The organism is Acinetobacter brisouioides, assembly GCF_004331075.1.
GTDB lineage: Bacteria > Pseudomonadota > Gammaproteobacteria > Pseudomonadales > Moraxellaceae > Acinetobacter.
Window position 1 is genome coordinate 143,618 of record NZ_SJNX01000004.1, and the last position, 25,430, is coordinate 169,047.

The 25,430-nt window shown below is 44.1% G+C and carries 18 protein-coding genes; 5 read left to right on the forward strand and 13 right to left on the reverse strand.

The features are described 5' to 3' along the window. Nucleotides 1-37 precede the first annotated feature (37 nt). The 4 genes from hslO to E0H77_RS07095 all read left to right on the forward strand — a co-directional run bounded on the left by hslO (nucleotide 38) and on the right by E0H77_RS07095 (nucleotide 2,934). The gene (hslO, locus tag E0H77_RS07080) at nucleotides 38-913 is read left to right on the forward strand and encodes an Hsp33 family molecular chaperone HslO (protein ID WP_131376266.1); all 876 of its coding nucleotides are present in this window, start codon (nucleotides 38-40) and stop codon (nucleotides 911-913) included. A gap of 348 nt (nucleotides 914-1,261) precedes the next feature. After that, the gene (locus E0H77_RS07085; RefSeq protein WP_131376269.1) at nucleotides 1,262-2,191 is read left to right on the forward strand and encodes a DnaJ C-terminal domain-containing protein; all 930 of its coding nucleotides are present in this window, start codon (nucleotides 1,262-1,264) and stop codon (nucleotides 2,189-2,191) included. An 11-nt stretch (nucleotides 2,192-2,202) separates the two neighbouring features. Next, a complete protein-coding gene (locus tag E0H77_RS07090; protein ID WP_131376272.1) occupies nucleotides 2,203-2,535 on the forward strand; it encodes a chaperone modulator CbpM in 333 nt (110 codons plus the stop codon). 168 nt (nucleotides 2,536-2,703) lie between these two features. Continuing rightward, on the forward strand, nucleotides 2,704-2,934 hold the full coding sequence (locus E0H77_RS07095; protein WP_131376275.1) for an HP1242/YdcH family protein: 231 nt from the start codon (nucleotides 2,704-2,706) through the stop codon (nucleotides 2,932-2,934). 89 nt (nucleotides 2,935-3,023) lie between these two features. Here the strand turns inward: E0H77_RS07095 and E0H77_RS07100 are convergent, their stop codons facing one another. From E0H77_RS07100 to E0H77_RS07130, 7 genes are all read right to left on the reverse strand, one after another. Beyond that, entirely contained in the window at nucleotides 3,024-3,869 is an 846-nt protein-coding gene (locus tag E0H77_RS07100) for a Cof-type HAD-IIB family hydrolase (protein ID WP_131376278.1), read from the reverse strand. Between the two features lie 248 nt (nucleotides 3,870-4,117). After that, a complete protein-coding gene (locus tag E0H77_RS07105; RefSeq protein WP_131376281.1) occupies nucleotides 4,118-5,341 on the reverse strand; it encodes a magnesium transporter CorA family protein in 1,224 nt (407 codons plus the stop codon). Between the two features lie 90 nt (nucleotides 5,342-5,431). Beyond that, nucleotides 5,432-7,519 carry a polyribonucleotide nucleotidyltransferase gene (gene pnp / locus E0H77_RS07110; RefSeq protein WP_171478324.1) on the reverse strand — a complete coding sequence of 696 codons (2,088 nt, stop codon included), beginning with the start codon at nucleotides 7,517-7,519 and terminating at the stop codon, nucleotides 5,432-5,434. Between the two features lie 247 nt (nucleotides 7,520-7,766). Further along, nucleotides 7,767-8,036, reverse strand: a complete 270-nt coding sequence (gene rpsO, locus E0H77_RS07115; protein WP_131313723.1) for a 30S ribosomal protein S15 — start codon at nucleotides 8,034-8,036, stop codon at nucleotides 7,767-7,769. Between the two features lie 889 nt (nucleotides 8,037-8,925). After that, on the reverse strand, nucleotides 8,926-10,671 hold the full coding sequence (recD, locus tag E0H77_RS07120; protein ID WP_416240507.1) for an exodeoxyribonuclease V subunit alpha: 1,746 nt from the start codon (nucleotides 10,669-10,671) through the stop codon (nucleotides 8,926-8,928). Nucleotides 10,672-10,769: 98 nt separating this feature from the next. Next, complete coding sequence (locus tag E0H77_RS07125; RefSeq protein ID WP_131376290.1) at nucleotides 10,770-14,498, reverse strand: UvrD-helicase domain-containing protein; 3,729 nt, start codon at nucleotides 14,496-14,498, stop codon at nucleotides 10,770-10,772. Next, on the reverse strand, nucleotides 14,498-18,160 hold the full coding sequence (locus E0H77_RS07130; RefSeq protein WP_131376293.1) for an exodeoxyribonuclease V subunit gamma: 3,663 nt from the start codon (nucleotides 18,158-18,160) through the stop codon (nucleotides 14,498-14,500). The genes E0H77_RS07125 and E0H77_RS07130 overlap by 1 nt, the downstream gene beginning before the upstream one ends. Before the next feature lie 167 nt (nucleotides 18,161-18,327). On the opposite strand from E0H77_RS07130, the gene E0H77_RS07135 reads away from it, so the two are divergent. Next, nucleotides 18,328-18,837 (forward strand): hypothetical protein, encoded by a 510-nt coding sequence (locus E0H77_RS07135; protein WP_131376296.1) that lies wholly within the window; start codon nucleotides 18,328-18,330, stop codon nucleotides 18,835-18,837. Between the two features lie 11 nt (nucleotides 18,838-18,848). On the opposite strand, the gene pap is transcribed toward E0H77_RS07135, so the two are convergent. The 6 genes from pap to E0H77_RS07165 all read right to left on the reverse strand — a co-directional run bounded on the left by pap (nucleotide 18,849) and on the right by E0H77_RS07165 (nucleotide 25,236). Further along, complete coding sequence (gene pap / locus E0H77_RS07140; RefSeq protein WP_131376299.1) at nucleotides 18,849-20,267, reverse strand: polyphosphate:AMP phosphotransferase; 1,419 nt, start codon at nucleotides 20,265-20,267, stop codon at nucleotides 18,849-18,851. Nucleotides 20,268-20,439: 172 nt separating this feature from the next. Next, complete coding sequence (locus tag E0H77_RS07145; RefSeq protein WP_131376302.1) at nucleotides 20,440-21,228, reverse strand: ABC transporter ATP-binding protein; 789 nt, start codon at nucleotides 21,226-21,228, stop codon at nucleotides 20,440-20,442. Between the two features lie 10 nt (nucleotides 21,229-21,238). Continuing rightward, nucleotides 21,239-22,018 (reverse strand): aliphatic sulfonate ABC transporter permease SsuC, encoded by a 780-nt coding sequence (ssuC, locus tag E0H77_RS07150; RefSeq protein ID WP_131376305.1) that lies wholly within the window; start codon nucleotides 22,016-22,018, stop codon nucleotides 21,239-21,241. Beyond that, nucleotides 22,015-23,190: an FMNH2-dependent alkanesulfonate monooxygenase gene (gene ssuD, locus E0H77_RS07155; RefSeq protein WP_131376308.1), complete on the reverse strand. Its 1,176-nt coding sequence runs from the start codon at nucleotides 23,188-23,190 to the stop codon at nucleotides 22,015-22,017. Before ssuD ends, ssuC begins: the two co-directional genes overlap by 4 nt. Before the next feature lie 46 nt (nucleotides 23,191-23,236). Continuing rightward, nucleotides 23,237-24,229 carry an aliphatic sulfonate ABC transporter substrate-binding protein gene (locus E0H77_RS07160; protein WP_131376311.1) on the reverse strand — a complete coding sequence of 331 codons (993 nt, stop codon included), beginning with the start codon at nucleotides 24,227-24,229 and terminating at the stop codon, nucleotides 23,237-23,239. 11 nt (nucleotides 24,230-24,240) lie between these two features. Beyond that, entirely contained in the window at nucleotides 24,241-25,236 is a 996-nt protein-coding gene (locus E0H77_RS07165; protein ID WP_131376314.1) for a sulfonate ABC transporter substrate-binding protein, read from the reverse strand. Nucleotides 25,237-25,430 lie beyond the last annotated feature (194 nt).

Sequence of the window (25,430 nt, forward strand, 5' to 3'; positions counted from 1 at the left end):
ATATCATCTCCATTAAGACAGGGTCTTGGAGAAATATATGTCTAATTTACGTCAACGCTTTTATATTGAAAACTGCCCTGTTCGTGGCGAAGTGGTTCATCTGGAAGAAACGCTGCAAACCATTTTGCAGCAGCGTCAGTATCCACAAGCTGTACAGATTTTACTGGGTGAAATGCTCAGTGCCACAGCGCTACTTGCCAGTACCTTAAAAATCAAGGGACGCATCAGCCTGCAAATTCAGGCACAAGGCACGTTTAAATGGGCGATGGCAGAATGTAACCATTTAGGTGAAGTACGTGCTTTAGCTGATTTTGAAGCAGACCCGCGTTTTGAACACGCGACTGACAGTAGCACAGTGTTAGCTGCGCTGCATCAGCCTGTATTGTTTATCAATATCGAACCTGAGTTTGGCGAGCGTTATCAAGGAATTGTACCTTTAGATCAGCCAAATCTGGCAAGCTGCCTGATGCAGTATTATGATTTGTCAGCACAAATTCCAACGCATATTGTCTTGGCAAGCAATGAAAAACGCACGGGTGGTTTACTGATTCAGCTTTTGCCGCGTAACAGTGAAGAAGAACAGCGTTTTATCGATGAAGACTTATGGCCTCGTCTGATTATGCTGACCGAAACTCTAAAAGCTGAAGAACTCACTGACCTAAGCGCTAATGAAATTCTATACCGTTTATATAACGAAGAAGATGTGCGTTTACCTGAATTGGAGCAGCTTCAATTTGGTTGCACCTGTTCCAAAAAGAAATGTGCCAATGCCCTGATTCAGATTGGCGTTTCCGCAGTCAAAGAAACACTGGAATTTCAAAATCCAATCGAGATGGACTGCCAATTCTGCAACACCAAATATCAGTTTACCGCTGAAGAAGCGCTTGGCTTGTTTGGCGAGCATCTCAGTTAAATGACTAAACCTAAGATGAATTGAAGACCGACTTCAATTCATCTAGTTTATTGATAGGCATCAATGATGCCACACAAAATATAAAAATTAATTTCATCACCTCGCCTGTACCCATCAAACTTCATACTGACTATAAACCTGTCTTTAGCAACATTAAGCTCAATAGAACCGATCACTACATTTAGTCTCACAGCAAAACCCTAAAAATAGTATTTTACGAAAATATTTTTGTGCGACGAGTTTTAAAATTTCGCGATATCTATATTCAATAGAATGCACAATGCCTGTTGAAATCTATAAAAATCGTTTCATAATGATGAAAAGATAACCATAAACAGCGATGAAGCTATGCCAAAAAATTACTACGAAGAACTAGGAGTCAACCGCAAGGCGAGCGCAGACGAAATTAAAAAAGCCTATCGCAAACTGGCGCGTAAATACCATCCTGACATTAGCAAAGAAAGTGATGCCGAAGCCAAAATGCAAGCCATCAATGTCGCCTATGACACGCTCAGTAACTCTGAAAAAAAAGCAGAATATGATCAAATGTTAGATCATCCACAGGGCTTTGCTGGTTTTGGTGGACAAGCAGGTCAAGGCGGTTTTGATGAAGCCCAGTTTTATCGTCAAGGCAATGCCTCAGATTTTCATGGTTTTGAAGATTTATTTGGACGGTTTGGCTCAGGTTTTGGTGGGGCACAGCGTCAGCAGTCATCTTATCGAGGGGAAGATCAACACGCCAGTATTGAAGTGCCGATAGATGTTGCTTACCATGGTACAACCCAACAAATTACGCTACAAATTCCCACCATCAATGCCTATGGTGAACCCGAAGTCCAACGTAAAACCTTACAAGTCAAAATTCCTAAAGGCATGAAAGAAGGTCAACAAATTCGCCTGTCGGGTCAAGGTCAGGTCGGAATACGTGGTGGAGCCAACGGTGACCTGTATATTGAAATTCGTTACCAAGATACTGACAGCGTTCGGGTTGAAGACAGTGATGTTTATGTGACCGTGCCAATTAGTCCTTGGGAAGCAGCGCTCGGGCATGGCATCACCGTAAATACGCCTGCAGGTGCATTACAGGTCAACATTCCTAAAAATGCAAAACAGGGCCAACAATTACGTTTAAAAGACAAAGGGATTCCGAATAAAACCGCAGGACATTTATATCTAATTCTCAATATTGTTTTTCCAAGTGCTCACAATGAGCAACAACAGCATGCTTATCAACAATTGGCGGCAAATTTTCCAGACTTTAATCCGCGTCAAGGCTAAGGAGTTGAGCTATGACTACTATTTATTATCGTGAAATTCTCTGTGATGACTGCACTGACTCGGAAATCATTGATGACCAACTCAGTTTCACTTTGACCCAATTTGCTGAGACATGTGGGCAATCGCCAGAATGGATTTTGCAACTGCTCGAATACGATATATTACCCACCCGTTCAGACACAACAGAACATGTTTTTTTAGGTGAAGACCTCAGTCGGGCACGCCGAGCCTATCGTTTACAACGAGACTTTGAAGCATCATTTTCAGCCGTTGCAATGATGCTCGATTTGATTGATGAGGTGCAAAAATTGCGTAAGCAAGTCAGACATGCGAACTTCGAATAAGCGGAGAATTCTTACAAAATATTAGAATATTTTTTACATAAAGTACTGTAAAAAAGCCAAATAATCACATAAGATTTATAAGGAATTAAAAAACTCACAAGCATTATAAATTGCATTTGTTGATGCGGTGCAAACATAATAATTTCAATACTCACACAAGGAGCAATCATGTTTCCAGAATATCGCGGACTCATTAGTAAGTTAAAACAGGAAGATGCTCATTTTTCCAAACTGTTTGAAGAACACAATGCGCTTGATCATGAAATCCTTCGTTTAGAACAAGATCCTGTGACTTCTGGACTAGAAGAAATTGAAACGCTCAAACTGAAAAAACTTAAATTAAAAGAAGAACTGTACGATATGTTGAAACGTGCAGAGAGTGACATTGAGGGGAGTTAACATTCGCTAGCATCCAAAAAAGACGGGTAACAGCTCGTCTTTTTTATTGCAAATCCAATAAGCCAAATACTGAACATCAAACAATCAGTTTAAGCGCTCTTTTTATGCAGACTATGAAATGGTGCTTGCCCCAACAAGACTTGATCAATCACATCAAGGACAACTTCTTGCTGGTTATTTTTTTCGGTGACAAAGTTAGCCGCTTGTTTCAGTTCATCGACAGCATTGGCTACTGCAAAGCCATAACCTGACTGTTTGACCATTTCAAGGTCATTGTAGTTATCGCCAATCGCAAGAACCTGATCTGCTGAGACACCCCAGCGCTGTTGCAGTAATTGCAAACCATGTGCCTTGTGGCGATTTGGCACAATCAGATCAATAAAGCCAAAACCGCTCGACACCATTTTCACCGAACCATTCGCAATAAATTCAAACTGCTGCAAATCATCACACAGCGTTGAAAAATCATATTGTCGAGTGTCTAAAGTGACTTTGCAGATTTGATCTTGCGCCTGTGTCAAATCAGGAATTTGCTGCAGAGATTTGAAGTATTTGTTGAGTTTTTCCAGATTGTGCTCAGGGACTGCATGATCAATATATGCACCACGTTTCCCACAGAGAATCAGCGCACTTGCGTAACGCTCTGCAATTGCGACACGCATACGATCCACCAAGTTTGGAGAGAAATATGCAAATGAAACTTCTTGCTCAGCATCCAGCACATAAGCACCATTTTCGGAAATAAAGGCAAGCTGGTGAGCAATCTCGGGAAAGTAATTTTTTAAGGTTGAAAGCTGATTGCCGCTGGCAACTACAAAATAAATACCACGTTGTTGAAGTTGTTGATACTGTTTTAAAAAGCGTGCTTTGTTATATTTTTTATCTTCGTTAAGAAAAGTTCCATCCATATCTACTGCAATAATTTTAACTGTCATTTACACCTCAGGTTTTGTTTTTGTTCGTCCCATTATGCACACAAAGGATTGCGGTTTTGTGAAAAAAATTAGACTAAAGGCGAATATTTTTAAGTTTTATTACAAAAGCATCAGTAAATAACGTTCAGTCTTGGCGAATCGCATGAGAATAAACGGTACAACATCCCTTTGACTTAAAATATATGACCATTCCTATAAAGCGATGCGATTTAGGCTAAGCGACTCGGTAGCCCCATAGCCTGCCTGCTTTATTTAAATTTAGTGATCTTTTCAACTTCTTTCAGGGTCTGCTTAATTGGTTCGTAATCTAAAAACCAAAATAAGTTTACGCCACGATGATGGTGCTGCTGTGCCAGCATATCAATCACACTCTTTTCACCACGCCCTACCAAATGACGACGATAAAAATATATGACCAGCAGCACGGTACACATGAGCATCACGATCAGCATGACCCAAAAACCTACAGGTGATTTCAAGCCTGGAATAAATTCAAAATTCATTCCATACACCCCTGTCAACAAAGTTAAAGGCGCAAATACTGCGGTAATGATGGCTAAAATTCGCATATTTTCATTGGTCTGATTGGAAATTGCCGAAAAATGCAAATCTATTGCCGCCTGAATCGAACTGCGCAAGCGTGCGGTATGTTTCTGAATCCGCTCAATATGGCTCACCAGATCATTAATGCGCACCAGCATAATATCGAGTGCTTCACGATGTTGCTCACCCACCAAATGATGGTAGTTTTCTACGATCTCATCACGTAATTCTTGCAAGGTTTCAATCTGTTCTTCACATAAATTTTCGACTTGCTGGAACGCCATGTTTTCCTGCAATAACTGATGCCATTGTTTGAAATTCCCATGCCCTTGTAACAGCTCACGCTGCCAATACTCTACACGGCGCGTCAATGGTGACCGCAATTCTAGATAATCATCAATCATGCTATTTAAAATGCGCAATGACAGATTCAGAGGGGTATTGGGAAGTTTACGTAGACGATTTTGTTCTTCAGGAGAACGATGCATAAACCCATGCAAACGCTCAATATAATTTTCAATGGCTTTATTGCCCTTCTCGCGCACGGTCACCAATGCCCGTGAACTCATACAAAACCCGACAGGTGTTGTCACCAACCCAAAATCACTGCTGTGCGTTTCCGAGTTTTTATCAGTGAGGTTAATATGATCATTCAGCGTAATCAGTTTACGAAAGATCAGAAAATCATAATCTTCCATTGCATCAAAAGCACACGGATGCTCAATATTTAAAATATCCTGTACATGAAATTCATTTAAGGACAAATTTGCCAAAGCATGTAATTTTTCTTGCCATTCATCACTTTTACCGACCACATCCTGCCTTAAGCAATCGACCCAGACAAAATCCAGCACATAAAATTCAGACTGTTCTTGGCTAATAAAGGCGTAATTTTCATCAGGATGATGGTAAAAGTAATAAATCTGCATATATTCACATTTAAAAATACATTAAGGTTTTTATCATGCCATAAAAAAAGCCCGCTTCAAGCGGACTTTCTTTATCAGACAACAGCTAGATTATGCTTGTGCAACATCTTTCATGGTCAATTTAATACGACCACGGTTGTCAACATCGGCAACCTGAACGTTAATTTCTTGACCTTCTTTCAATACGTCAGTCACGTTAGCAATACGCTCATTTGAAATTTGAGAAATATGCAACAAACCATCCGTACCAGGCATGATGTTGACAAACGCACCAAATTCTACAATGCGAATGACTTTACCTTGATAGATTTTACCTGGCTCAACTTCAGCGGTTAGGGCCTGAATCTTGGCAATTGCAGCACGTGCAGCAGCTTTAGATTCACCAAATACACGCACTGTACCGTTGTCTTCAATGTCAATCGCCGCTTTAGTTTCTTCAGTAATTTGACGGATAGTTGCACCGCCTTTACCAATCACGTCACGGATTTTGTCTGGATTAATCGTAATCACTTCAAAAGTTGGCGCATGCATTGAAATTTCAGGACGAGCACGCGAAATCACTTTATTCATTTCATTCAGGATGTGCATACGACCCGCAAATGCTTGGTTCAATGCCACTTCCATGATTTCTTCAGTGATACCTTCGATCTTGATGTCCATTTGAAGTGCAGTAATACCGTTGGCAGAACCTGCTACTTTAAAGTCCATGTCGCCAAGGTGGTCTTCGTCACCCAAGATGTCAGAAAGAACTGCGAAACGCTCGCCTTCTTTAACTAGACCCATTGCGATACCCGCAACTGGTGCTTTAAGTGGAACACCTGCATCCATAAGTGATAGAGAAGCACCACATACAGAAGCCATTGAAGATGAACCGTTAGATTCAGTGATATCCGATACGATACGGATTACATACGGGAAGCGGTCTGCTGCAGGAAGAACAGCTTGCACACCACGACGTGCCAAACGGCCATGACCGATTTCACGACGTTTAGGCCCAGATTCACGACCAGTTTCACCCACAGAGTATGCTGGGAAGTTGTAGTGCAACATGAAGCTGTCAGTTTTAGTACCTGAAAGGGTATCAACCATCAACGCATCACGTGTGTTACCCAAAGTTGTTGTTACCAACGCCTGAGTTTCACCACGAGTAAACAATGCAGAACCGTGAGCACGATCTAACACGCCAACTTGCACGTCAAGCGCACGAACTGTTTTGGTGTCACGACCATCAATACGTGGCTTACCAGACAAGATGTTGTCACGTACGGTACGGTATTTAAGATCTTCAAATAATTCGTTTACGTCGTCAGCGATACCGTCAACGTCTTCTTCTGGAACGAATTGAGCAACAGCTTCTGCTTGAAGCGCATCAAGTGCCGCGTAACGGTCTTGTTTTACCGCAATGGTGTAAGCTTCAGAAATTTTTGCTTCAAATGCTTCTTTCAGCTTCGCACGCAATTCTTCGTTTTGTGTTGGAGCAACCCAAGTTGATTCTGCTGCACCAACAGCTGCTGCAAATTCTTTAATCGCTTGAATCGCAATTTGCTGTTCGTCATGACCAAACAATACTGCACCAAGCATTTGGTCTTCTGAAAGCTCTTTCGCTTCAGATTCAACCATCAATACTGCTGATTCTGTACCTGCAACCACAAGGTCAAGATCACTTTCTTTTAGTTGTTCATAGTTTGGGTTAAGAACGTATTCACCGTTGATTAAACCAACACGCGCACCACCGATTGGACCACGGAACGGCGTACCTGCAATTGCAAGTGCAGCAGAAGTACCGAGCATCGCAGCAATGTCAGCGTCCATAGTTTTGTCAGAAGACACAACAGTTGCTGTCACTTGAATTTCGTTGTAATAACCTTCTGGGAACAACGGACGAATTGGACGGTCAATCAAACGTGAAATTAAAGTTTCTGCTTCAGAAGCACGACCTTCGCGCTTACCATAACCACCAGGGATACGACCCGCAGCATATTGTTTTTCTTGGTAGTTAACTGTTAATGGGAAGAAATCCTGACCTGCTTTTGCTGTTGGCTGAGCCACAACTGCAACAAGAACAGTTACCCCACCCATAGTAATCAATACCGAGTTGGCTTGGCGTGCAACACGACCAGTTTCCAAAACGACTTGGTATTGACCATACTGGAATTCTTTACGAACAATATTAAACATCGACATATATTATATTTTCCTAGTTCTTTTTGAACAGTTTTTCTAGTGGAGACCCCTAAGGTTTGGCATTCACAACACAAACTGGAAATAAATGACAAAGCTTAGAAGCCGACCTCACTAGATGTTAGACACGAAGAAGGAGCGAATATTCGCCCCTTCTAAAATAGCTTAGCAAGCTAAGCTTTGCTTGATTTTCAGCGACGAAGTCAGAAACATTCGAAATACCGAAAAATAAGCCTGAATCGAATTAACGACGTAGACCTAAAGCACCGATCAAAGCAGTGTAACGACCATGATCTTTACCGTTTAGGTAGTCAAGTAATTTACGGCGTTGGTTAACCATACGGATCAAACCACGACGGCTGTGATGGTCGTGTTTGTGAGTTTTAAAGTGACCTTGCAAATCATTGATTTGTGCAGTTAACAAAGCAACTTGTACTTCTGGTGAACCAGTGTCGTTTTCTGCACGAGCAAATTTAGCAACGATTTCTGCGCGGTCTTGGTTAGTTAAAGCCATTTCGATTACTCCGAGATGCTTGAAAAATTAAAATTTTTGATATCTTTCAAGTGATTAAAAATTTTAATCATCATGATTGCCGTGCATCACTACAGCAAGGTGTTTATTTTAAGTGAAAATCTGAGCGATTGCAAAAAAAGCGTGAGATTCAATCAATTTTTTTAGAAATAATAAAAAAAATGCAAAAGCCCAAACGGTATTGGTTTGGGCTTTTGTACGCTGTAGTTTCTTGTTTTGCCATTATTGTTATTATGAGCGGTTGAGTCGCGCTTCTTAGTTAGTTATTTAACATCCTAACTTGAGCTTATTATGCTTCCATGTGCACCATGTTCGCACAAAAATAGTCGGTCACCTATGGGCGTTGTCTTAAGCTAATGTAAGCAAAAACTTACAAAAAAAACACGATTAAAATACTCAAGAAACACAAACCACTACAGTTTGATGAAAAATATTCAATAAATTCAAATAAATATAAAAACAAAAAAGATTATACCTATAGTTTTATATATTTAAAAGAGTTGACCATTTGATACAAAAATTTACATGTTCAATTTCTCAACTTTACATAAAACAAAATGGATCAATTGTTCTGTATGGATGAATCGAGATGATTAACACGGCTAGATCTACAGGACATAAAAAAACCCTGTAGTCTCTCCCAAAACTACAAGGTTTAGTGGCTGTAAGTTTCCTGCGTATGACTCACGTCCCGTAAGTTTGCTGTCTATTGACTATTATTATTCTTATGCAATTATAATTTAGCTCATCCATGCTAAATCAATTTGGCAAAACCATAGTATGAACATCTAACTGACTAAACTATTCGGCAATTTCCTTATTTAATGTAAGCCATTTCTTACATTAGCCCTTATTGTATAATAAAACTTTACTATTCAATGGATTGTTCAATTTTTCTAATCAAACCACTGTATCTAACCGTCTGACAGGTTAATGCCTGAGCAAACGCTGCCCGATCTACCAACAATGACACGGCTTTCTTTGCCCGAGTAATTGCCGTATAAATCAGCTCCTGACTTAACAACTTTGCTGCTTGTGCATCCAGTACAACAGCCGTATGCGCAAACTCGGATCCTTGTGATTTATGAATCGTCAAGGCAAACGCGGTGGCAATATTTTTAGGCAAGCGTTGGGCAATCACCCATTTTTGTAAGCTTGGAAAAAATACCGAAAACTGCTGATGATCTTCTTTCTGAAAAAGGCAGATCCCAATATCACCATTGGCAAGCCCAAGCTGATCGTCGTTTTCTGTCATCATGACAGGACGACCAATATACCAATCCCCAACTGCCTGCGTATATGGGAATAGTATTTTGAGTAATTGCTGCTGCATAAACTGGTTGATACGTTCCAGACCAAACTCACCGTGATGAATCGCGGTCAAAATGCGGTAATGATCAAAACTGGCAATAACTTGCTCAATCTCAGTCTGTGACTGTTCACCTTGCAAATAAGCCAGCAAGCTTTGAGTATAGTCTTCAAAACCTGACCATAATTGCTGTAATGTCTGCTCTATGGCAGTTTCAGCATTTAAATACTGTAACTGAACTAAATCTTTTTGAATGCTGTTTAGATCAAGAACCTGCAACTGTCCCGCCGCAACAACGTCTTGTTCAAATCTATCTAATACTTGGGCAGCATTAAGTTGTCGAGCAGTCACCTGCTGAATAAAACGTGCCATTTTCCCAATTAAAGCATCATCACTAAAACGCCTACTATTCAGCAAATTTACGCGATAGGACTGTAACTGTTTGGATTGCTGTAAATCTGCCAGTACCGAACCAACATCCACCGATGCCAACTGCTGCGCATCTCCCAATAAAATCAGGCGGGCATGATCAGGAATTGCCTCAAACAATAAAGTGGCTAGATTTAAATCCAGCATCGAGGCCTCATCGACAATAATCAGATCATAAGGTAAGGGTTGCTGTGCGGTAAATTTTGCCTGCCCTTGTCTACCGATTCCAAGCAGGCGATGCAATGTCACAGGCTTTAATAGCAGTAGTTCAGGCTGAATCAAGCCTTGTTGTTGCAAATCAGGATCATTAAAAGAAAGCTGCAAGGCTTCCTGCATCCGCTGGGCGGCCTTACCTGTGGGTGCAGCCATTGCGATACGTAAATGAGGTAAGCAATGATTTAAAACTGCCACGATCCGCGCCAGTGTGTAGGTTTTTCCAGTCCCTGGCCCACCTGTGATCATATTTAAAGCCGACTGCCCGACCATCTGCAAAGCCTGCTGCTGATATGGATCAGGCAATAATGATAAATACGCAGAGGTATCGACCTGCATAGGCTGCTGAGCAACTAAGCGCTGCACTTGCTGAGCCAGACGCTGCTCAAGTGCAAAGTAGCGATATAAAAATAAGGCCTGCCCATCGTAGACAAAAGGAGCGACCTGAGCTGCATGCATACTCACCAGCGACCCAAGTTGCTGCACTTGCTGCTCCGTACAACTGACACAGCTGTCACCACGGGCTTTTGCCATAAACAATTGTGAAATGTAGAGTACAACATCAGCATTTTCACTTGACTTTACAAGGCTTTTTGTCAGATACTTCGCCCACTTTTCAGCCCAGACAAAATTTTCCCGCTGCTCTGGCATTATTTCCTGCTTCATCAATTAGTTATCCTCATACTTATTCACATAGATATCAACAGAGTTATACCCAAAGTTGTCCACAATTTAAGCTTTTGTTTTTTATACACTTAGTTAAGTTATGCACTTTTTTGTGCATTTTTCTGTACATACATATAACCCAAAATGGCATCTAACCTTAAAATAAACTCAGGTTCTGGTCGCCAGTAATAACTGCCAAATCCAGCCTGAGCCGACATGCCACGCAAATACAGATAACTTGCTCCCCCCAGATGCTGCTCAATCGCATAATTTTCCAAGCGAGTTTGCAAATAACGGTGTAAGGCAACCAGATAAATACTGGCTTGTAGCCAATAGCTGCTTTGCGACATATTTTGCTGAATGGCAAGCGCACTATAATCTTGCAGGCTATCGCCCAAATAATTACTTTTATAGTCCGCAATATAAAAGCGCCCCTGATGCTCATACACCAAGTCAATTGCCCCATTTAAATAACGTGCAGACTCGGCAGGGTTAAATTCAGGCATGTATAACCCATATTCTTTAAATAGTGCATGTAAACGTTGCACCGCAAAGACTTGATCAGACAGCGCCATAAAAAATGGAAACTCTGCCAAATGTTGTGCAGGCTCAAGCTGCTGCAAACAAAAATCAGCATGAATGGGGGTCACCAAGATTTGAGTCAACCATTGTTGAATTTCGGCAACCGCACAGTCTTCAAGTGTCATCTCAACATACAAATCACTGCGCTGTTGATAACGCTCCAATAACTGTTGCCATAAGTACATATCATCATTTTTAAAACGGCGACGAATTTCGTAGTGCCAGTCATCACTTTGCTGAAAATCTAAATGTTCAAAAATTCCATGCAAGAAATTCCCAGCATGTGGACCTTGCGGGAACTGGCGCTGAATCCACGGCAATTTTTCCTGCCCTTGTGAACGCTGTGCTATGGATATAGACAACGGCCATTCATCTTCTGCAGCTTGTTGTTCACCACTATATTCTGCCAGTAAGTCTTTGGCTTGCTGTCTGGACAGATGCTGCGCCAGCCCTGTAAAACTGGTTCGCGCACGCGGATAAAAGCGCTTTTGGGGCAATGGCAATGCTTGTAACTCAGTAACAGTTTGGGTTTCGGCAGAAAAAATCGGCTTCGGACATTCGGTTAAAAAAACCGCTTCGCCACTGGCAGGATGCTCAAATGCACCTGACTGATTTTTCCAAAATGCCAAGCCTGTGGTGGATGTGCCTTTATGGTCTTGCAACACCGCATAGACTCGATAACTGGCACGGGTCAGGGCGACATACCACAAACGGCGCTGCTCGGCTTCAAGGCGCAGTTGATGCTGATCCAAATCAGCTTGAGGTAAATTGTCCCGATCATGAATCGCAATCACACGCTGTGTTTCGAGCTGCTGAGTTTGTGGGTTGAGCTGTTCGACCGTGGAGAAATTCAGTTGTTTGTTGGGTTCTCCAGCTTTACCATCGGCATTGAGTAAAAATACGATTTTAAACTCCAGTCCTTTAGACTGGTGAATGGTCATGAGTTGCACACCCGCAGCGGTAGAGAGCTTACGTTCCAGTTCCCATTCCCGATCACTGGGTTTTTGTACCTGCATCATGTACCAGTGATACAGGTTTTGTGCACCCTGATACTGCCCGCTGTGTTGACTGAGCAGCTCGGTCAGATGACGTAAATTCACCACTACCCGTTCATTGTCACGGCTTTGACTGGCAACTATGGTTTGCCACACCGCAAAACGCTGCAACAAATATTGCCATGCAGTCAAAAAGTTACGTGCTAGCCACAGCTCACGTACATGGTCAAACTCCAAAATATACTGACTTAAGCCATCGGCTTGGGCTTGTAAATCTACCAATTGTTTCAGCGTTAAACCAAACAAACGACTCAACAATGCACGCTTGAGTTTGGCTTCATGATAAGGCTCTAAAATCGCCGTCAAGACTGCTGCAACATCTTTGGCAATCTGGCTATCAAATACGCTTCGCTTGGCAGGACGATTGACCCGAATTCCTAAACGCTCCAGTACATAATGCACCTGATCCAAACCATCATGATTTTTAGACAGCACCGCAATATCATCGGCAATCAACGCCCGTGAGCCTGTGCTCTCGGCAAAATACAGTTGCCCTTGTGCCGACTGATTCAGTAACTGTCGAATTTGCCATGCCACTTGCTCATGTGCAGGCTGTTTTTCGGGAATGCTCAACCAACGCAGTGGCTGCGGATTTTCCTGTGCATGATCCATCAAGGCAGGATGAGGACGATGCCCTGCCTGCACAGGGTAATACAGCACCTGTTCGCCAAAATCGGGCTGCCGCTGGAACAAGGCATCGACCACTTCAACCAATGGTCGAATCGAGCGTTGGTTATAAATCAGTTGATAGAACTTGCCTGCTTTTTGCTGTACATCCTGATGCGCTTTAATAAAAGTCAGCATGTCACCGCCACGAAAGCCGTAAATGGCCTGCTTACGATCACCGACCATAATCATGCAGCTTTGACGATAACGCTGTGGATGCCGCCAGATACTTGCCAGCATATCGTCCTGATCCTGGTTGGTATCCTGAAATTCATCCACCAAAATGAGCGGATAACGGTTTTGCACAAAAGCGGCAAATTTTTGCCCTTGCTCACCTTGTAAGGCTTCTGCCAGTGTTCGGATTTGCTGGGAAAAAGTGGTTTCGCCATGTTGCAGTAACAACTGTGGCAAACGCTTTTTCACTTCTTGGCACAAATAAAACTTGAGAAATGTACCCGTTTCTTGCAGTGTCTGCTGCATATTAGACAGACAGTTCAACACCTGCAACAAGGCATTCAGCTGAACATCAGCATAAAATTGCTCGGCGGCTTCAGTCGGGCATTTTTTTGAAAAGATTTTTTGCTGCTGAAACAAATCGACAAATTTAAACAACTTATTACGGCTTTCAGTAAAGCTTTGGCTAAAAAATCCTTGCCCATCTTCCCTCAAAATCAGCGATACCGCGCAAGGAATCAACTCGCTAAATAACACCGTGAAACTGTCTTTTTTAAAATACGTGCCGCTCACACCTTTGAAGTATTCGCCTACTGGCAGATAAAACTCTGCCAAGTGACTCAGATCTAATGTGCTGAGTTGCTGGCGTCGCTGTAACAGTTCATCCACCTGAAAGGTCACAGGCTGCACCGTTTTGAATTGGGCATTGGTAAAATTCAGGCTTTTTTCAACCAGCCCGACATAACTGTCAATCTGCCCAAGATCACCACTGATATATAACCAGTCAATCAAATGCTGAGGCTGTGCCTGAATCCATTCGCGTAAAATGTCATGCACCAGTTGCCGCGTGTACTGTTTGGCTTGATCGGTAATTTCGGCATGTTCAATTTTTCCACTTTCAAACGCAAACTCGCGTAATAGCTTTTGGCTAAAGCTGTCGAGTGTTCCGACAAACAACTCATCCAGCTGATCGATGACCAGTTTCAGCCGTTCACAGGCATAACCGACCTGATGGGCAAACTGGCTGAGAATCTTGGCTTGTAATGGATCAGTACACTGCTGTGCAAATGCCAGATTTTCTTCGGCAGTGGCACTACGCCGAGCATCAAAAAAAGCATAGCTTTCTTGTAAGCGCTTACGAATACGGGTTTTTAACTCTGCCGCCGCCGCGCGGGTAAACGTGGTAGCAATCACCTGACGCGGTAAATATTGCTCCAGTAGAATCCGTACCATCAGGCTCGACAAAGTAAACGTTTTGCCTGAACCTGCGGATGCTTCAATCCAGTGTAAACCGCTAAAATCAATATCGTGAATCGGAGTGGTTGAAATACAGGTTTTATTCTTATTCATTAGGCATGTTCTACTGCACGTTGGTACTGATAAATAGGCGCATACAAACTGTAAGCAAAACGCTGACAGGCATCTTGCAGCAACAAATCAGCATCTTGTTCTTGCAAAATAAACTGCCAGTCGTCGTGATACTGAGTGGAACGATCTTCATGAATTGAAAAGAGACTGTTAAAGTTTCCGCCACCTTGCCACTGTTTCAACAGATTTTTTTCAGGCTCAATGATGTGCATATTGCCCTGTTCATTGGCTTGCCATTCTAAGGTTTTACCCGTTTCGAGTGGTTTCAATAACAATGCCGCAGGCAACACCAAAGGTGAAGTTTGCCCATAATCCCACGCCTTCAGCCATTCATCCAAATAAGCTTTTGCCTGTGCTGAACTCAGCCCTTCACAAATCAGGGTGCTGTTGCTAAACACCACTATACGTTTCAACTGCTTACCTTGTTCTCCGAGGTTTAAATAAGTCAGCCACAGCAAATATTCCAGCCATGTTTTAGCACGGCGTTCAGCACGGGCACTGGATGGATTCAGACTAACCCAATCCTGCTGTGGCTGTTTAGGAATCACAATCCGCATGTGCAACTTGTCGCGCAAATGCAAAGTCTGTCCTGTGGTTTCACTCGGTGCGGCAGCATATTGCTGTAACTGCATTAATAATTGCTGATGTTCCAACTGACTGAGCTGCCATGCGCTGTGCTGAGTTTTACCGACAGGCAAACGGTCTTGCAGCAACTCGGTACTTGAAGACGGTTGTTGCTGTAAAAATTCACGTAGGCTATACCGCCCTAAACCATCGAGTAACAATGGTTCAACTTCATCGGGTAAATCCTGCATACGCAGATTTTCAACCCCAAGGGTTTTTAAATACAACTGCGCAGGAAAGGCCATGTCATTTAACCACTGCTGACTGCTAAGCATAATCACATCGGTTTCAGGCACCACATAAGTTTGGTTACTCCATGGTTGACGTTGCCCTGTGGCTTGCTGAATTTGCTGAGCCACAGTAAACCACTGATCTTGATAGCGCAGATGTTCTAGCGTAAAACCTTGTAAGTCAAAAGGTTGTAACGGATGTACCCGATACAGACTCAGCACATGCTGTGGAATTTCCAAACCTGCATACTCTACAGTTGCATCAATCCCAGCATCGGGCTGCGCGGATGCCACAATGTAGCCAATATGATCCAGCAGTTCTTGCAAAACGCTGGATGGCTGGCGCACTTCACCATCGCTAATATCGAAACCATTATAAAATAGCCAGAGTTGCTCTTTGGCCAGCAGCAGCGCATCTAAAAATGCACCCTGATCATCTTCCAGACGCGAACGATCCCCCAACTGTGGCCGCAAACTTTGCATCAAATCAAACGGGGTATGAGTTTGTCGGTTTGGAAATTTTCCACTGTCCAGATTCAGCATGACCACCAAACGATACGGCAATGGGCGAATCTGCCCGATTTGACTAAAGGTAATCTGTCCGCTGGGTTCAGCCTGATCGAACTGACTGTCGAGCTGCTGCTGAATTTCTTGCAAAACCACGCCCAATGGCAGACTAAAATCCTGTAATGCCACCTGTGGTGAATGTTGCTGTTTTTGATAATGCACTGACAAGGTCAACATACGAATGTGTTTACGGACCATGTCATAAGCAGCACCAAGCGCAACGACACCTGCCTGTTGGAACTCGTGAATATCTTGCTGAATCTGATACAGCCAGTGTTCAACGGTATGATTTTGACCCAGTTCATGCAAAATCAGCCAATCGCGACGCTGCGCCAAATCTTCATAAATGTCGATCAGGGTCGCGATTAACTCAAAATCACTCGGCAACACTTGGGCATAGCTCAGCGTTCCTTCAAACAGCACATGCTCAGGAATCGCCACCCCAAGTGCCAAACGGTCTAAGGCAAACTTAAAACTAAAACGATAATCCCGATCTTCTAGACTAAGCTGACGCGCCAGATGGGCTTCGTCCAACCCGCGCTTAAAACCAGCCTGAGTCAGCAACTGCAACGCCCGCTGGGTTTGTGAGGTATCTAAACCATAACGCTGCTGCGTCGCAGGCAAGCTCAGCCAGTCGGCAAACTGTTCAAACTGAAAACGTCCATGCGGTAGCTGAATCCGATCATATACCGCCTGCCATGCCTGACTCATATCTAGCTGTGCTACACCACCAATTTTGACAGGCAAATACGGTGCTTGCTGGGCATTTTGTACCCGTGGTGGCGGTGCAAAGACACTGCGAATATGTGGTTCAAGTGCCTTGATGTCTGGCGTTAATACCAAAATATCATCCAGACGGTGTGGCTGTTCAGCCGTGCCCTGTGCCAGCCAGTGCAACAGTTGATCCTTCAAGACTTCAAGCTGGCGCAATGCAGAGTGACAAACATGAACCTGAATCGACTGATCGTCGGGAGAAAGCTCAAATTGATGCTTTTCAGGTTCCATCAGGTACAGCACATCCGACTGAATTTTACCGAGCAAACTCTCAGAATAATCTTCATCGAACAAATCTAGCCATTGTCCTTCTTCCCCCGAAGACAAATGCGATAACAACGAGAAATGGTCACGTGCCTGCTTGCCAAAACGGGTCAATAATGGATGACGTGACTCACGTGCTTCAGCATTAAAATTGAGGGTGAATTCATCAAAGAAACGTTGCAGATCGGCATCAGAAGCCTGTGGGTGTTTTTGTAAAAAGCGCTGTTTTACCCCAAGGTCATAGCGTTTTTTCCAGTTCGGGTCGACACTGTCTGCCCAGTATTCCTGCGAAGGGTTGTAGTGCAAAATCACCACGTCCAAGTACTGCCCTAAACGCCGTAAAAATTGTAACTGGGTCGGGGGCAAATCCAGTACCGTAAAAATCAGCAATTGCTGCGGCAGGCGTTTCAGCGCGGCTTTGCGCTGCTCTGGGTCATCGAGAATTGCCCAAAAATCGCGGTCAATCTGCTGCATTTGCACAAAGTCCGCATGAAAGACTTCCTGCCACAACCAGCGCTGCCACGCTTCAAGCTGCTGTACCTGTTCTAGTTGATACAGCGCAATGCCATGTTCATCGGCTTGAAACAGTTGCTCGATATTTAGCTCACGATTATTGCCCCACGCCTTAAGCCAGTTTTGTGGACAACTACACGGTTCATGCCAATGGTGCTGACACTGCCCACGATAAATCATGTAATGACTAAACACCCGCGACACCTGCTCGGATACCCAGTACAACATATTTTGTTTTTTGAGTTGCTGTTGCAAACCCTGCTCTAAATGTGTGGCACTGTCATAAATTCGCTGCACAATGCTATACAACGGATGCTCGGCAGCAAGGCTGAGCTGTTCAGGTTCAATATAGGGTTTTAACGCTTCGTAAATACGCCACTGCATTACCAATCGTGGAATGTTGGCTTGACGTACTTGCTCTTTATTTTCTAGAACTTGCTGATAGGCGTACCACTGAAAAGTCTGAATCCGTTGATGATACAATTGGTTGGCGCTAATACCCTGATACTGAGAAATCTGCTGCTGTAGCCATTGTTCCACCGCAGCACTCGGTACCACAAAATGCTGCTGTTGTAACACCTGTAAAGGATGGCTTTGTGCCTGACTAATTTGGGCTAACAGCGTTTGCAATAACAGTTCTAATCGCTGACTTTGACAAACATGAATACCCATAAATCACTTTTCTCGCTGTATTTTTGCAGGATGGATGCAATTTGCACAAATTGACACACAGATTGTACTATTTCTTTAACATGACTTATGTCATTTTAAAAAACAATACGTTGTGATCACAATGACTGTATTTCAAGTAAAATAGCATCTCAACAGGTAACGACTTTATGAAAATTGATCATATTCCCGACGCGATTGACCCCGATTTGAATCTGGAACAGGTACGCCAAGACTGCTTGGCTTTAGCGAAAAAACGCGCCTACCTGTCTGCTGGGGCTGCGGTCATTCCTGTGCCTTTTTTAGATGTGGTGGCCGATGTCGGTATTTTATCCAAACTGATTCCTGAAATTAATGAACAATTTGGACTCGACCGTGAGCACATTAGCGTATATGACCCAAAAACCCGTGAAATTCACTGGCAGGAACTGCGTAAACGCGGGGTACAATTTTCGGGCTTAATGGTGGCACGCACAGGCGTCAAAAAATCATTGAACGGTTTTATTGGCAAAATGGTGACCAAACAAGTCTCCAAATTTATTCCTTTAGGCGGTCAAATTATTGCTGCCAGTTTAGGCTATTTGGTCTTTAAAAAAATTGCCTCTGCACATGTTGAAGACTGCTACCAACTGGCAAAACGCATTCAGCTTAAACAAAAAGCCCAAACGGTTGTGGGCTAACATCAGGCGGATTACTCCGCCTTTAACTGATTTAAGATGGCTTGCATAATTTCCAATCGCGCCTGACGCTTACTGTCGGTAGAAATCACATGCCATGGAGCATAGGCAGTATTGGTCAGATAAAACATATCAGAGGCAGACTCTAAATAATCATCCCATTTTTCCCGATTACGCCAGTCATCACTGGTAATTTTAAAGCGTTTGTGTGGTGTTTCTTCACGAATTTTGAAGCGCTGTTCCTGCTCATCCTTACTAATCGCCAACCAAAATTTAATCACAATGGTCTGAGTATCGACCAAATCTTTTTCGAAACGATTAATTTCCTCATACGCACGTTGCCACTCAAAATCTGCCGCTAGATTTTCAATGCGCTCTACCAGCACTCGCCCATACCAAGAACGGTCAAAAATACTGATCGGACTGGCATTTTCCAGTTTTGTCCAGAAACGCCACAAATACGGATGATGCCGTTCATAATGCTCAGGTGCAGCGATACAGTGAATGTCGTATTCACGCGGGTCGAGGTTTTTCACGATTCGGCGTATTGCTCCTCCCTTACCCGCAGCGTCTATTCCTTCAAACACAATGACCACCTTGCGCTGATTGTAACGCAAGCAATCTGCGACCTTACGCGAGAGTTTTTTAAGCTGTGCCCTATAGTCTTTTTGACTGATTTCAGGATGTGTAATTGCCGATAAATTTTGTGGAATTGGGGCTTGTGGCCACTGATTTGCGACTAAGCCGGTATGTTTGGGTAAGTCTTTCAATGCCAACAATAAATGCTGGGAAAATTCACGGTTACACTGATGTTTATCTTCGCAATCCAGTACAATCCAGTCCTCGCTATAGCGTTCACGTAAACGCTGGATGTTGTCATACTGTTTTTTATTGCGCCAGTCCAGACCATGCAATTTATGCCATTTCTCCTCAGAAGGATTCATATTGTCCAGACGTTTTTGCAGAGATTTCCACGACAAGTCGAACCAGAACTTGACGACATCGACCTGATTGTTTTTTAGATCCTGCTCGAACTTGCGCATTTGGTGTATATAGGCGTCGAACATGGTGTCATCTAAAGGTTTAGATACATGCATCGCCGTATTCAGTAAGTCGTTGTACCAGTTACTAAACAGCACCACGATTTGCCCTTCAGCAGGAATCACCTGAACATACGGCTGCCAAAAAGGTTGTTTGTTGTTAAAAAAATGCGGTGGTTCGGCATAGACATGCAAATAACGTGGATCGACCCATTCGCGCAGTTGCTTGACGGCTTCGCCCTTACCTGCCAGTTCAATACCACTGACAATCACCAGAATGCTTTTACCGTGATCACTCCCTCGGCTATTGCGCAGTCGGTATTGGGCTTCAATGAGGTCAAAGGAAAGCTGATGGTCATGTTTTATTTTTTCTGGTTTTACACTTTGATCCATACTGAGTGACCTATGCTTATTCAATTCTTATATCTAGCATGATACTACACTCAGTTCAGGCATATACAATCCACTCCCATCAAAAAACAAAAGGCAGGAATCCCCTGCCTTGTTTCTGTGTAGTTTTCAACATTTTTGATTATCTCGACAAGCAACATTCGTGGTGTCAGATTTAGGTGGCTAAAACTGCTTGTAGCACCTGTTGTTCGAGTTCAGCAAAGCCAATACCTTTTTGACGAGGACGTGGTAGGTTCACTTTAAACTGCTGGGCAATATGCCCTTTATCCAGCAAAATAATTCGGTCTGCCAGTTGCACAGCTTCACTGACATCGTGCGTCACCAAAATTGCGGTAAAGCCCTGCTCACGCCACAACCTTTCAATCAGATTTTGCATGTCCAAACGGGTCAAGGCATCCAGTGCGCCAAGCGGTTCATCCAACAATAAAATCCGCGGGCGATGCGCCAAGGCACGTGCCAATGCTGAACGCTGGCGTTGTCCACCCGAAAGCTGGCTTGGCCACAATTTGGCTTTTTCTTTTAAACCGACTTTTCCCAGTAAGGCAATCGCCTGTTCAGACTGTTGCTTGGGTAAGCCCAGTTTGACATTGTCCTCAATGCTTTTCCAGGGCAGCAAACGCGGATCTTGAAACATGACCCGAATATCATCTGGCTGAATTGCAGCACTGTGCGCTGGCGCAGTAAAACCGATTTGCCCCCGACTGGCTTGCTCCAAACCTGCAACCAGACGTAGTAAAGTACTTTTACCACAACCACTGCGCCCCACAATCGCCAGAAACTCGCCTGCCTGAATCTCTAGATCAAGATTTTCCAGTACCGTAACACTGCCATAATATTTGTTGAGTTGCTGAATATGAATTTCAGCGCCTGTGGTCGGGGCAACTTTACGCTTGGGCGAGATGACTAGCTCATCCGCGTAATCCGCAATACTTAAATCAGTCATGATGCTCTCCTCAATCGTGTTGATAACCCGCATGCCAGCGCAGTAAATAACGTTCCAGATATTGGGCAAAAACATCTGCCAGTTTGCCCAGTAAGGCGTAGAGTAAAATACCGACCAAGACCACATCGGTTTGCAAGAATTCACGTGCATTCATGGTCATATAACCAATGCCTGCCTGAGCAGAAATAGTTTCCGCGACGATTAACAACACCCAAACCAAGCCTAAAGCAAAGCGTAAACCGACCAAAATCGAAGGCATTGCTCCAGGTAAAATGATGTCTTTATACAATTGCCAACGGGTCAAACCATAGCTTTTACCCATTTCGATCAACTGTGGATCAACCGAACGAATGCCATGATAGGTGTTGATATACATTGGGAAAAATACCCCGATGGCGACCAAGAACAGCTTTGCCGATTCATCAATCCCGAACCACAAAATCACCAGTGGAATGAGCGCCAGCGCAGGGATATTCCGAATCATCTGCAAGGTGGTATCCAGTAAATTCGAGGCAATTCTGGATGAGCCATTGAGTAGCCCAAGCAGTAAGCCCAAACCACCACCAACCAATAAACCGAGCAAGGCACGCCCTGCGCTAATCTTGACGTGATGCCACAGTTCACCACTGATTAACAGCGACCAAAAAGCTCTGAGCACTGCAGTTGGTGCAGGTAAAATTCGGCTTTCCAGCCAACCTGTCACCGACGCCACTTGCCAGAAAATCACCAATACTACAGGCACCAGCCAAGGCAACGTGCGTTGCCCCAGCCGTTTTACCACTTGGGTCATACAGCCTCCTCTGCCCGTTGACGTTTTTTGTCTTCATCAGGCACATAATTGTTGGCAATAATTTCGCCAAAAGGCCCAGTCAAATTCGGCTGTGACAATTTTTGGCGAGTTTCCAGTGGCAATAACGGGAACACCAGTTCGGCAAAACGGATCGATTCTTCCAAATGTGGATAGCCCGAGAAAATAAAGGTGCCAATACCCAAATCGGCATATTCTTGAATACGCGCAGCAACGGTTTCAGGGTCACCCACCAATGCCGTACCTGCACCACCACGTACCAAGCCAATGCCTGCCCACAAGTTTGGTGACACTTCCAGTTGGTCACGGCGACCGCCATGCAAGGCTGCCATGCGGTGCTGCCCGACTGAATCCATTTGTGCAAATTTTTTCTGTGCTGCGGCAATGGTGTTGTCATCGACGTATTGAATCAGGTCGTTGGCGGCTGCCCATGCTTCTTCATTGGTTTCACGCACAATCACATGCAAACGGATACCGTAGTTCAAAGTACGCCCTTTGGCTTCGGCTTTGGCGCGCACTGCTTCGATTTTTTCTTTCACCGCAGCAGGTGGCTCGCCCCAAGTCAGGTAGGTATCAACCTGTTCTGTCGCCAAATCAATTGCAACATCTGAAGAACCACCAAACCACAGTGGTGGATAAGGTTGTTGCACAGGTGGGTAAAGCAGTTTGGCATCATCGACATTTAAGTGTTTGCCGTGGAAGCTAAATGATTCACCTGTGTGTGAACGGGTTAAAATTTCACGCCAGATTTTCACGTATTCATTGGCAGTTTCATAGCGGGTGGTATGGTCTTCATACAAGCCATCGCCTTTGAGTTCTTGTTCATCACCACCAGTCACCAAGTTCAGTAACACACGGCCATTGGACAAACGGTCAAAGGTTGCTGCCATACGTGCAGTCAACGCTGGCGTAGTCACCCCAGGGCGTAACGCCACCAGAAATTTCAGGTTTTTAGTAGCATCAATCAAACTTGCTGCCGTGATCCACGGATCTTCACATGAACGTCCTGTCGGAATGAGTACTCCTTCATAACCCAAATTATCCACGGCAACCGCAATCTGCTTCATGTAAGCATGGTCAACCTGACGTGCCCCTTTGCTGGTACCTAAATAACGGCTGTCACCATGAGTGGGAATAAACCAGAAAATTTTCATTGTGTTGTTCCTTTAAATGTCTAAGTCTTTAAAACCCAGAGCGCGCTTAGTGCTGCGCCCAGATAATTTGGTTGATCTCGATGGAATTGGGGATCAACTTCTCTTGATAAAAACGATTTGCAATCTCTTGCTGTGCCTTGACCACATCAGGGGTAATCGCCTGTGTTAGTGACGGTTTATAGCGTTTGTCGAGTACACGCTGGGCAATCTCGGCATTTAAGCCTGTGGCTTGTTGATACAAGTGCAATGACTCTTTTGGATGATCGACAATCCACTGTGCGGCATGGTTCAGTGCGGTTAAGAACTGTGTGGTTTCTTGTGAATGGGCTTTGACAAAGTCAGGATTGCCAATCACAAAGTTATAGGTCGTTTCAAAGGCTGTGCCGTCAATAATCGGGCGGGCATGTCCTTCCACTTCAGCCACGCTACGGAACGGTTCCCAGATCGCCCATGCATCCACCGATTTTTTATCCAGTGCTGCACGGGCATCGGCAGGTGCCAACCAGATCGGTTGAATGTCATTCCAAGTCAGATTGGCTTTTTTCAGCACACGCCCGAGCAAGTCATGCGCACTTGAACCTTTTTGTACCGCAATGCGTTTGCCTTTTAGGTCGGCAATGGTCTTGATCGGACTATCGTTCGGCACAAGAACCGCTTGCCATTTCGGATGCACATTTTCATAACCGACATAGACAATGCCTTTATTGGCAGCTTGGGCAAAAATCGGGGGAGTATTTCCAACCGAACCGAGATCAACTGCACCGACTGCCAAAGCTTCTAACATTTGCGGCCCTGCGGGGAATTCTTTCCATTCGATCTTGGTTTTTGGAAACTCTTTTTCCAATAAATGCTGCTGTTTTAAAACAATTGAATTTAAAGATGATTTTTGAAATCCAATACTCAGTGTTTTTAGCTCAGCTGCGTTCTTTGCTACTGGTGCAGATGCCTGTGCAGGGGCAGTTTCAGACTTCTGGCACGCTGCAAGTAACACCGTGACACTGGTCAAGGCTACAAGGCTGGTGCTTCGTAAATAGCTCATGTCTGCCTCCGTTATTTATTTGATGCGCTTAAAATCGCATCTTGAATATGGATTTGATTTGGAATCAGTTTTTGTTGATAAAAGGCATCCGCTACTTGCTGTTGTTCTGCAATCACTTGACTGGAAATAGGCGTCACGCCAAAGCCCATGCGCGAAATTGAAGTTTTCAGCACGCTATAATCTAGTCCTGTTGGTTTTTCTAATAATTTTGCAGCGTCATCCTGATGGGTCTTGACCCATTCAGTGGTCTGGTTCAGCTCTTTCACCACGGTGTTAAACACTTGCGGGTTGTTTTGCGCAAACTTGCGATCAGCTAAATAGAACTGGTGATTGCTAACCAAGTTCTGCCCTGTCGACAATACGCGTGCGCCCAGTTGCTGCTGTGCTGCGGCAAAGAACGGATCCCAAATCACCCACGCATCGACTGCACCTTTTTCAAACGCAGCACGAGCATCGGCAGGTGGCAGATACACCACTTGGATGTCTTTTAAAGTGAGATGGTTAGCTTCCAAAACTTTCAGCAGCAAATAATGCACATTCGAGCCTTTGTTCAAGGCAACACGTTTGCCTTTTAGCTCCTGAATCGAATGAATATTGGAGGTTTTCGGCACAATCAGCGCTTCTGCCTGAGGTGCAGCAGGCTGGTTGGCGACATAAACCAGATTGGCATTCGCCGCTTGAGCAAAAATTGGCGGAGCTTCACCTGCCTCCCCAATCACCACGCTACCGACATTCAGGCCTTCAAGTAGCTGAGGGCCTGCTGGAAACTCGACCCATTTCACCTGAATACCTTGCGCCTGCAAGGTTTTTTCCAAATCACCACGGACTTTCACAATCGGCAATAAACCGTATTTCTGAAAGCCAATACTTAAAGTTTTCAGTTCGGTTTTCGGCTGCGATGCTGCCTGAGTATTACTTTTTTGCTGTTCAGCAGGTTTGCTACATGCGCTTAGTGCCAAGCTCAAACCTGCACAACCAATCACTGACCACTGTTGAATACGATTCATCTTTCTACGTCCTAAATTCTGTGAGTTCATTCAAAAATATGTTTTAAAATTCAGTTACATTCGAGCAAACTGACAACACATTGCTGGCATAACCGTGAAGGATTGAAGATGAATAGATGACACCGCGAAGGTGCGAAGTGGTATACAGCGATTCATGGCTTTCTGCGCTCTTTCGACAAAAATGATCTGGAAGC

Bases quoted from the DNA above. Each gene is read 5' to 3' on its own strand.
- hslO (WP_131376266.1), top strand. From the start codon at position 38: ATGTCTAATTTACGTCAACGCTTTTATATTGAAAACTGCCCTGTTCGT.
- E0H77_RS07085 (WP_131376269.1), top strand. From the start codon at position 1,262: ATGCCAAAAAATTACTACGAAGAACTAGGAGTCAACCGCAAGGCGAGC.
- E0H77_RS07090 (WP_131376272.1), top strand. From the start codon at position 2,203: ATGACTACTATTTATTATCGTGAAATTCTCTGTGATGACTGCACTGAC.
- E0H77_RS07095 (WP_131376275.1), top strand. From the start codon at position 2,704: ATGTTTCCAGAATATCGCGGACTCATTAGTAAGTTAAAACAGGAAGAT.
- E0H77_RS07100 (WP_131376278.1), bottom strand. From the start codon at position 3,869: ATGACAGTTAAAATTATTGCAGTAGATATGGATGGAACTTTTCTTAAC.
- E0H77_RS07105 (WP_131376281.1), bottom strand. From the start codon at position 5,341: ATGCAGATTTATTACTTTTACCATCATCCTGATGAAAATTACGCCTTT.
- pnp (WP_171478324.1), bottom strand. From the start codon at position 7,519: ATGTTTAATATTGTTCGTAAAGAATTCCAGTATGGTCAATACCAAGTC.
- rpsO (WP_131313723.1), bottom strand. From the start codon at position 8,036: ATGGCTTTAACTAACCAAGACCGCGCAGAAATCGTTGCTAAATTTGCT.
- recD (WP_416240507.1), bottom strand. From the start codon at position 10,671: ATGAAGCAGGAAATAATGCCAGAGCAGCGGGAAAATTTTGTCTGGGCT.
- E0H77_RS07125 (WP_131376290.1), bottom strand. From the start codon at position 14,498: ATGAATAAGAATAAAACCTGTATTTCAACCACTCCGATTCACGATATT.
- E0H77_RS07130 (WP_131376293.1), bottom strand. From the start codon at position 18,160: ATGGGTATTCATGTTTGTCAAAGTCAGCGATTAGAACTGTTATTGCAA.
- E0H77_RS07135 (WP_131376296.1), top strand. From the start codon at position 18,328: ATGAAAATTGATCATATTCCCGACGCGATTGACCCCGATTTGAATCTG.
- pap (WP_131376299.1), bottom strand. From the start codon at position 20,267: ATGGATCAAAGTGTAAAACCAGAAAAAATAAAACATGACCATCAGCTT.
- E0H77_RS07145 (WP_131376302.1), bottom strand. From the start codon at position 21,228: ATGACTGATTTAAGTATTGCGGATTACGCGGATGAGCTAGTCATCTCG.
- ssuC (WP_131376305.1), bottom strand. From the start codon at position 22,018: ATGACCCAAGTGGTAAAACGGCTGGGGCAACGCACGTTGCCTTGGCTG.
- ssuD (WP_131376308.1), bottom strand. From the start codon at position 23,190: ATGAAAATTTTCTGGTTTATTCCCACTCATGGTGACAGCCGTTATTTA.
- E0H77_RS07160 (WP_131376311.1), bottom strand. From the start codon at position 24,229: ATGAGCTATTTACGAAGCACCAGCCTTGTAGCCTTGACCAGTGTCACG.
- E0H77_RS07165 (WP_131376314.1), bottom strand. From the start codon at position 25,236: ATGAATCGTATTCAACAGTGGTCAGTGATTGGTTGTGCAGGTTTGAGC.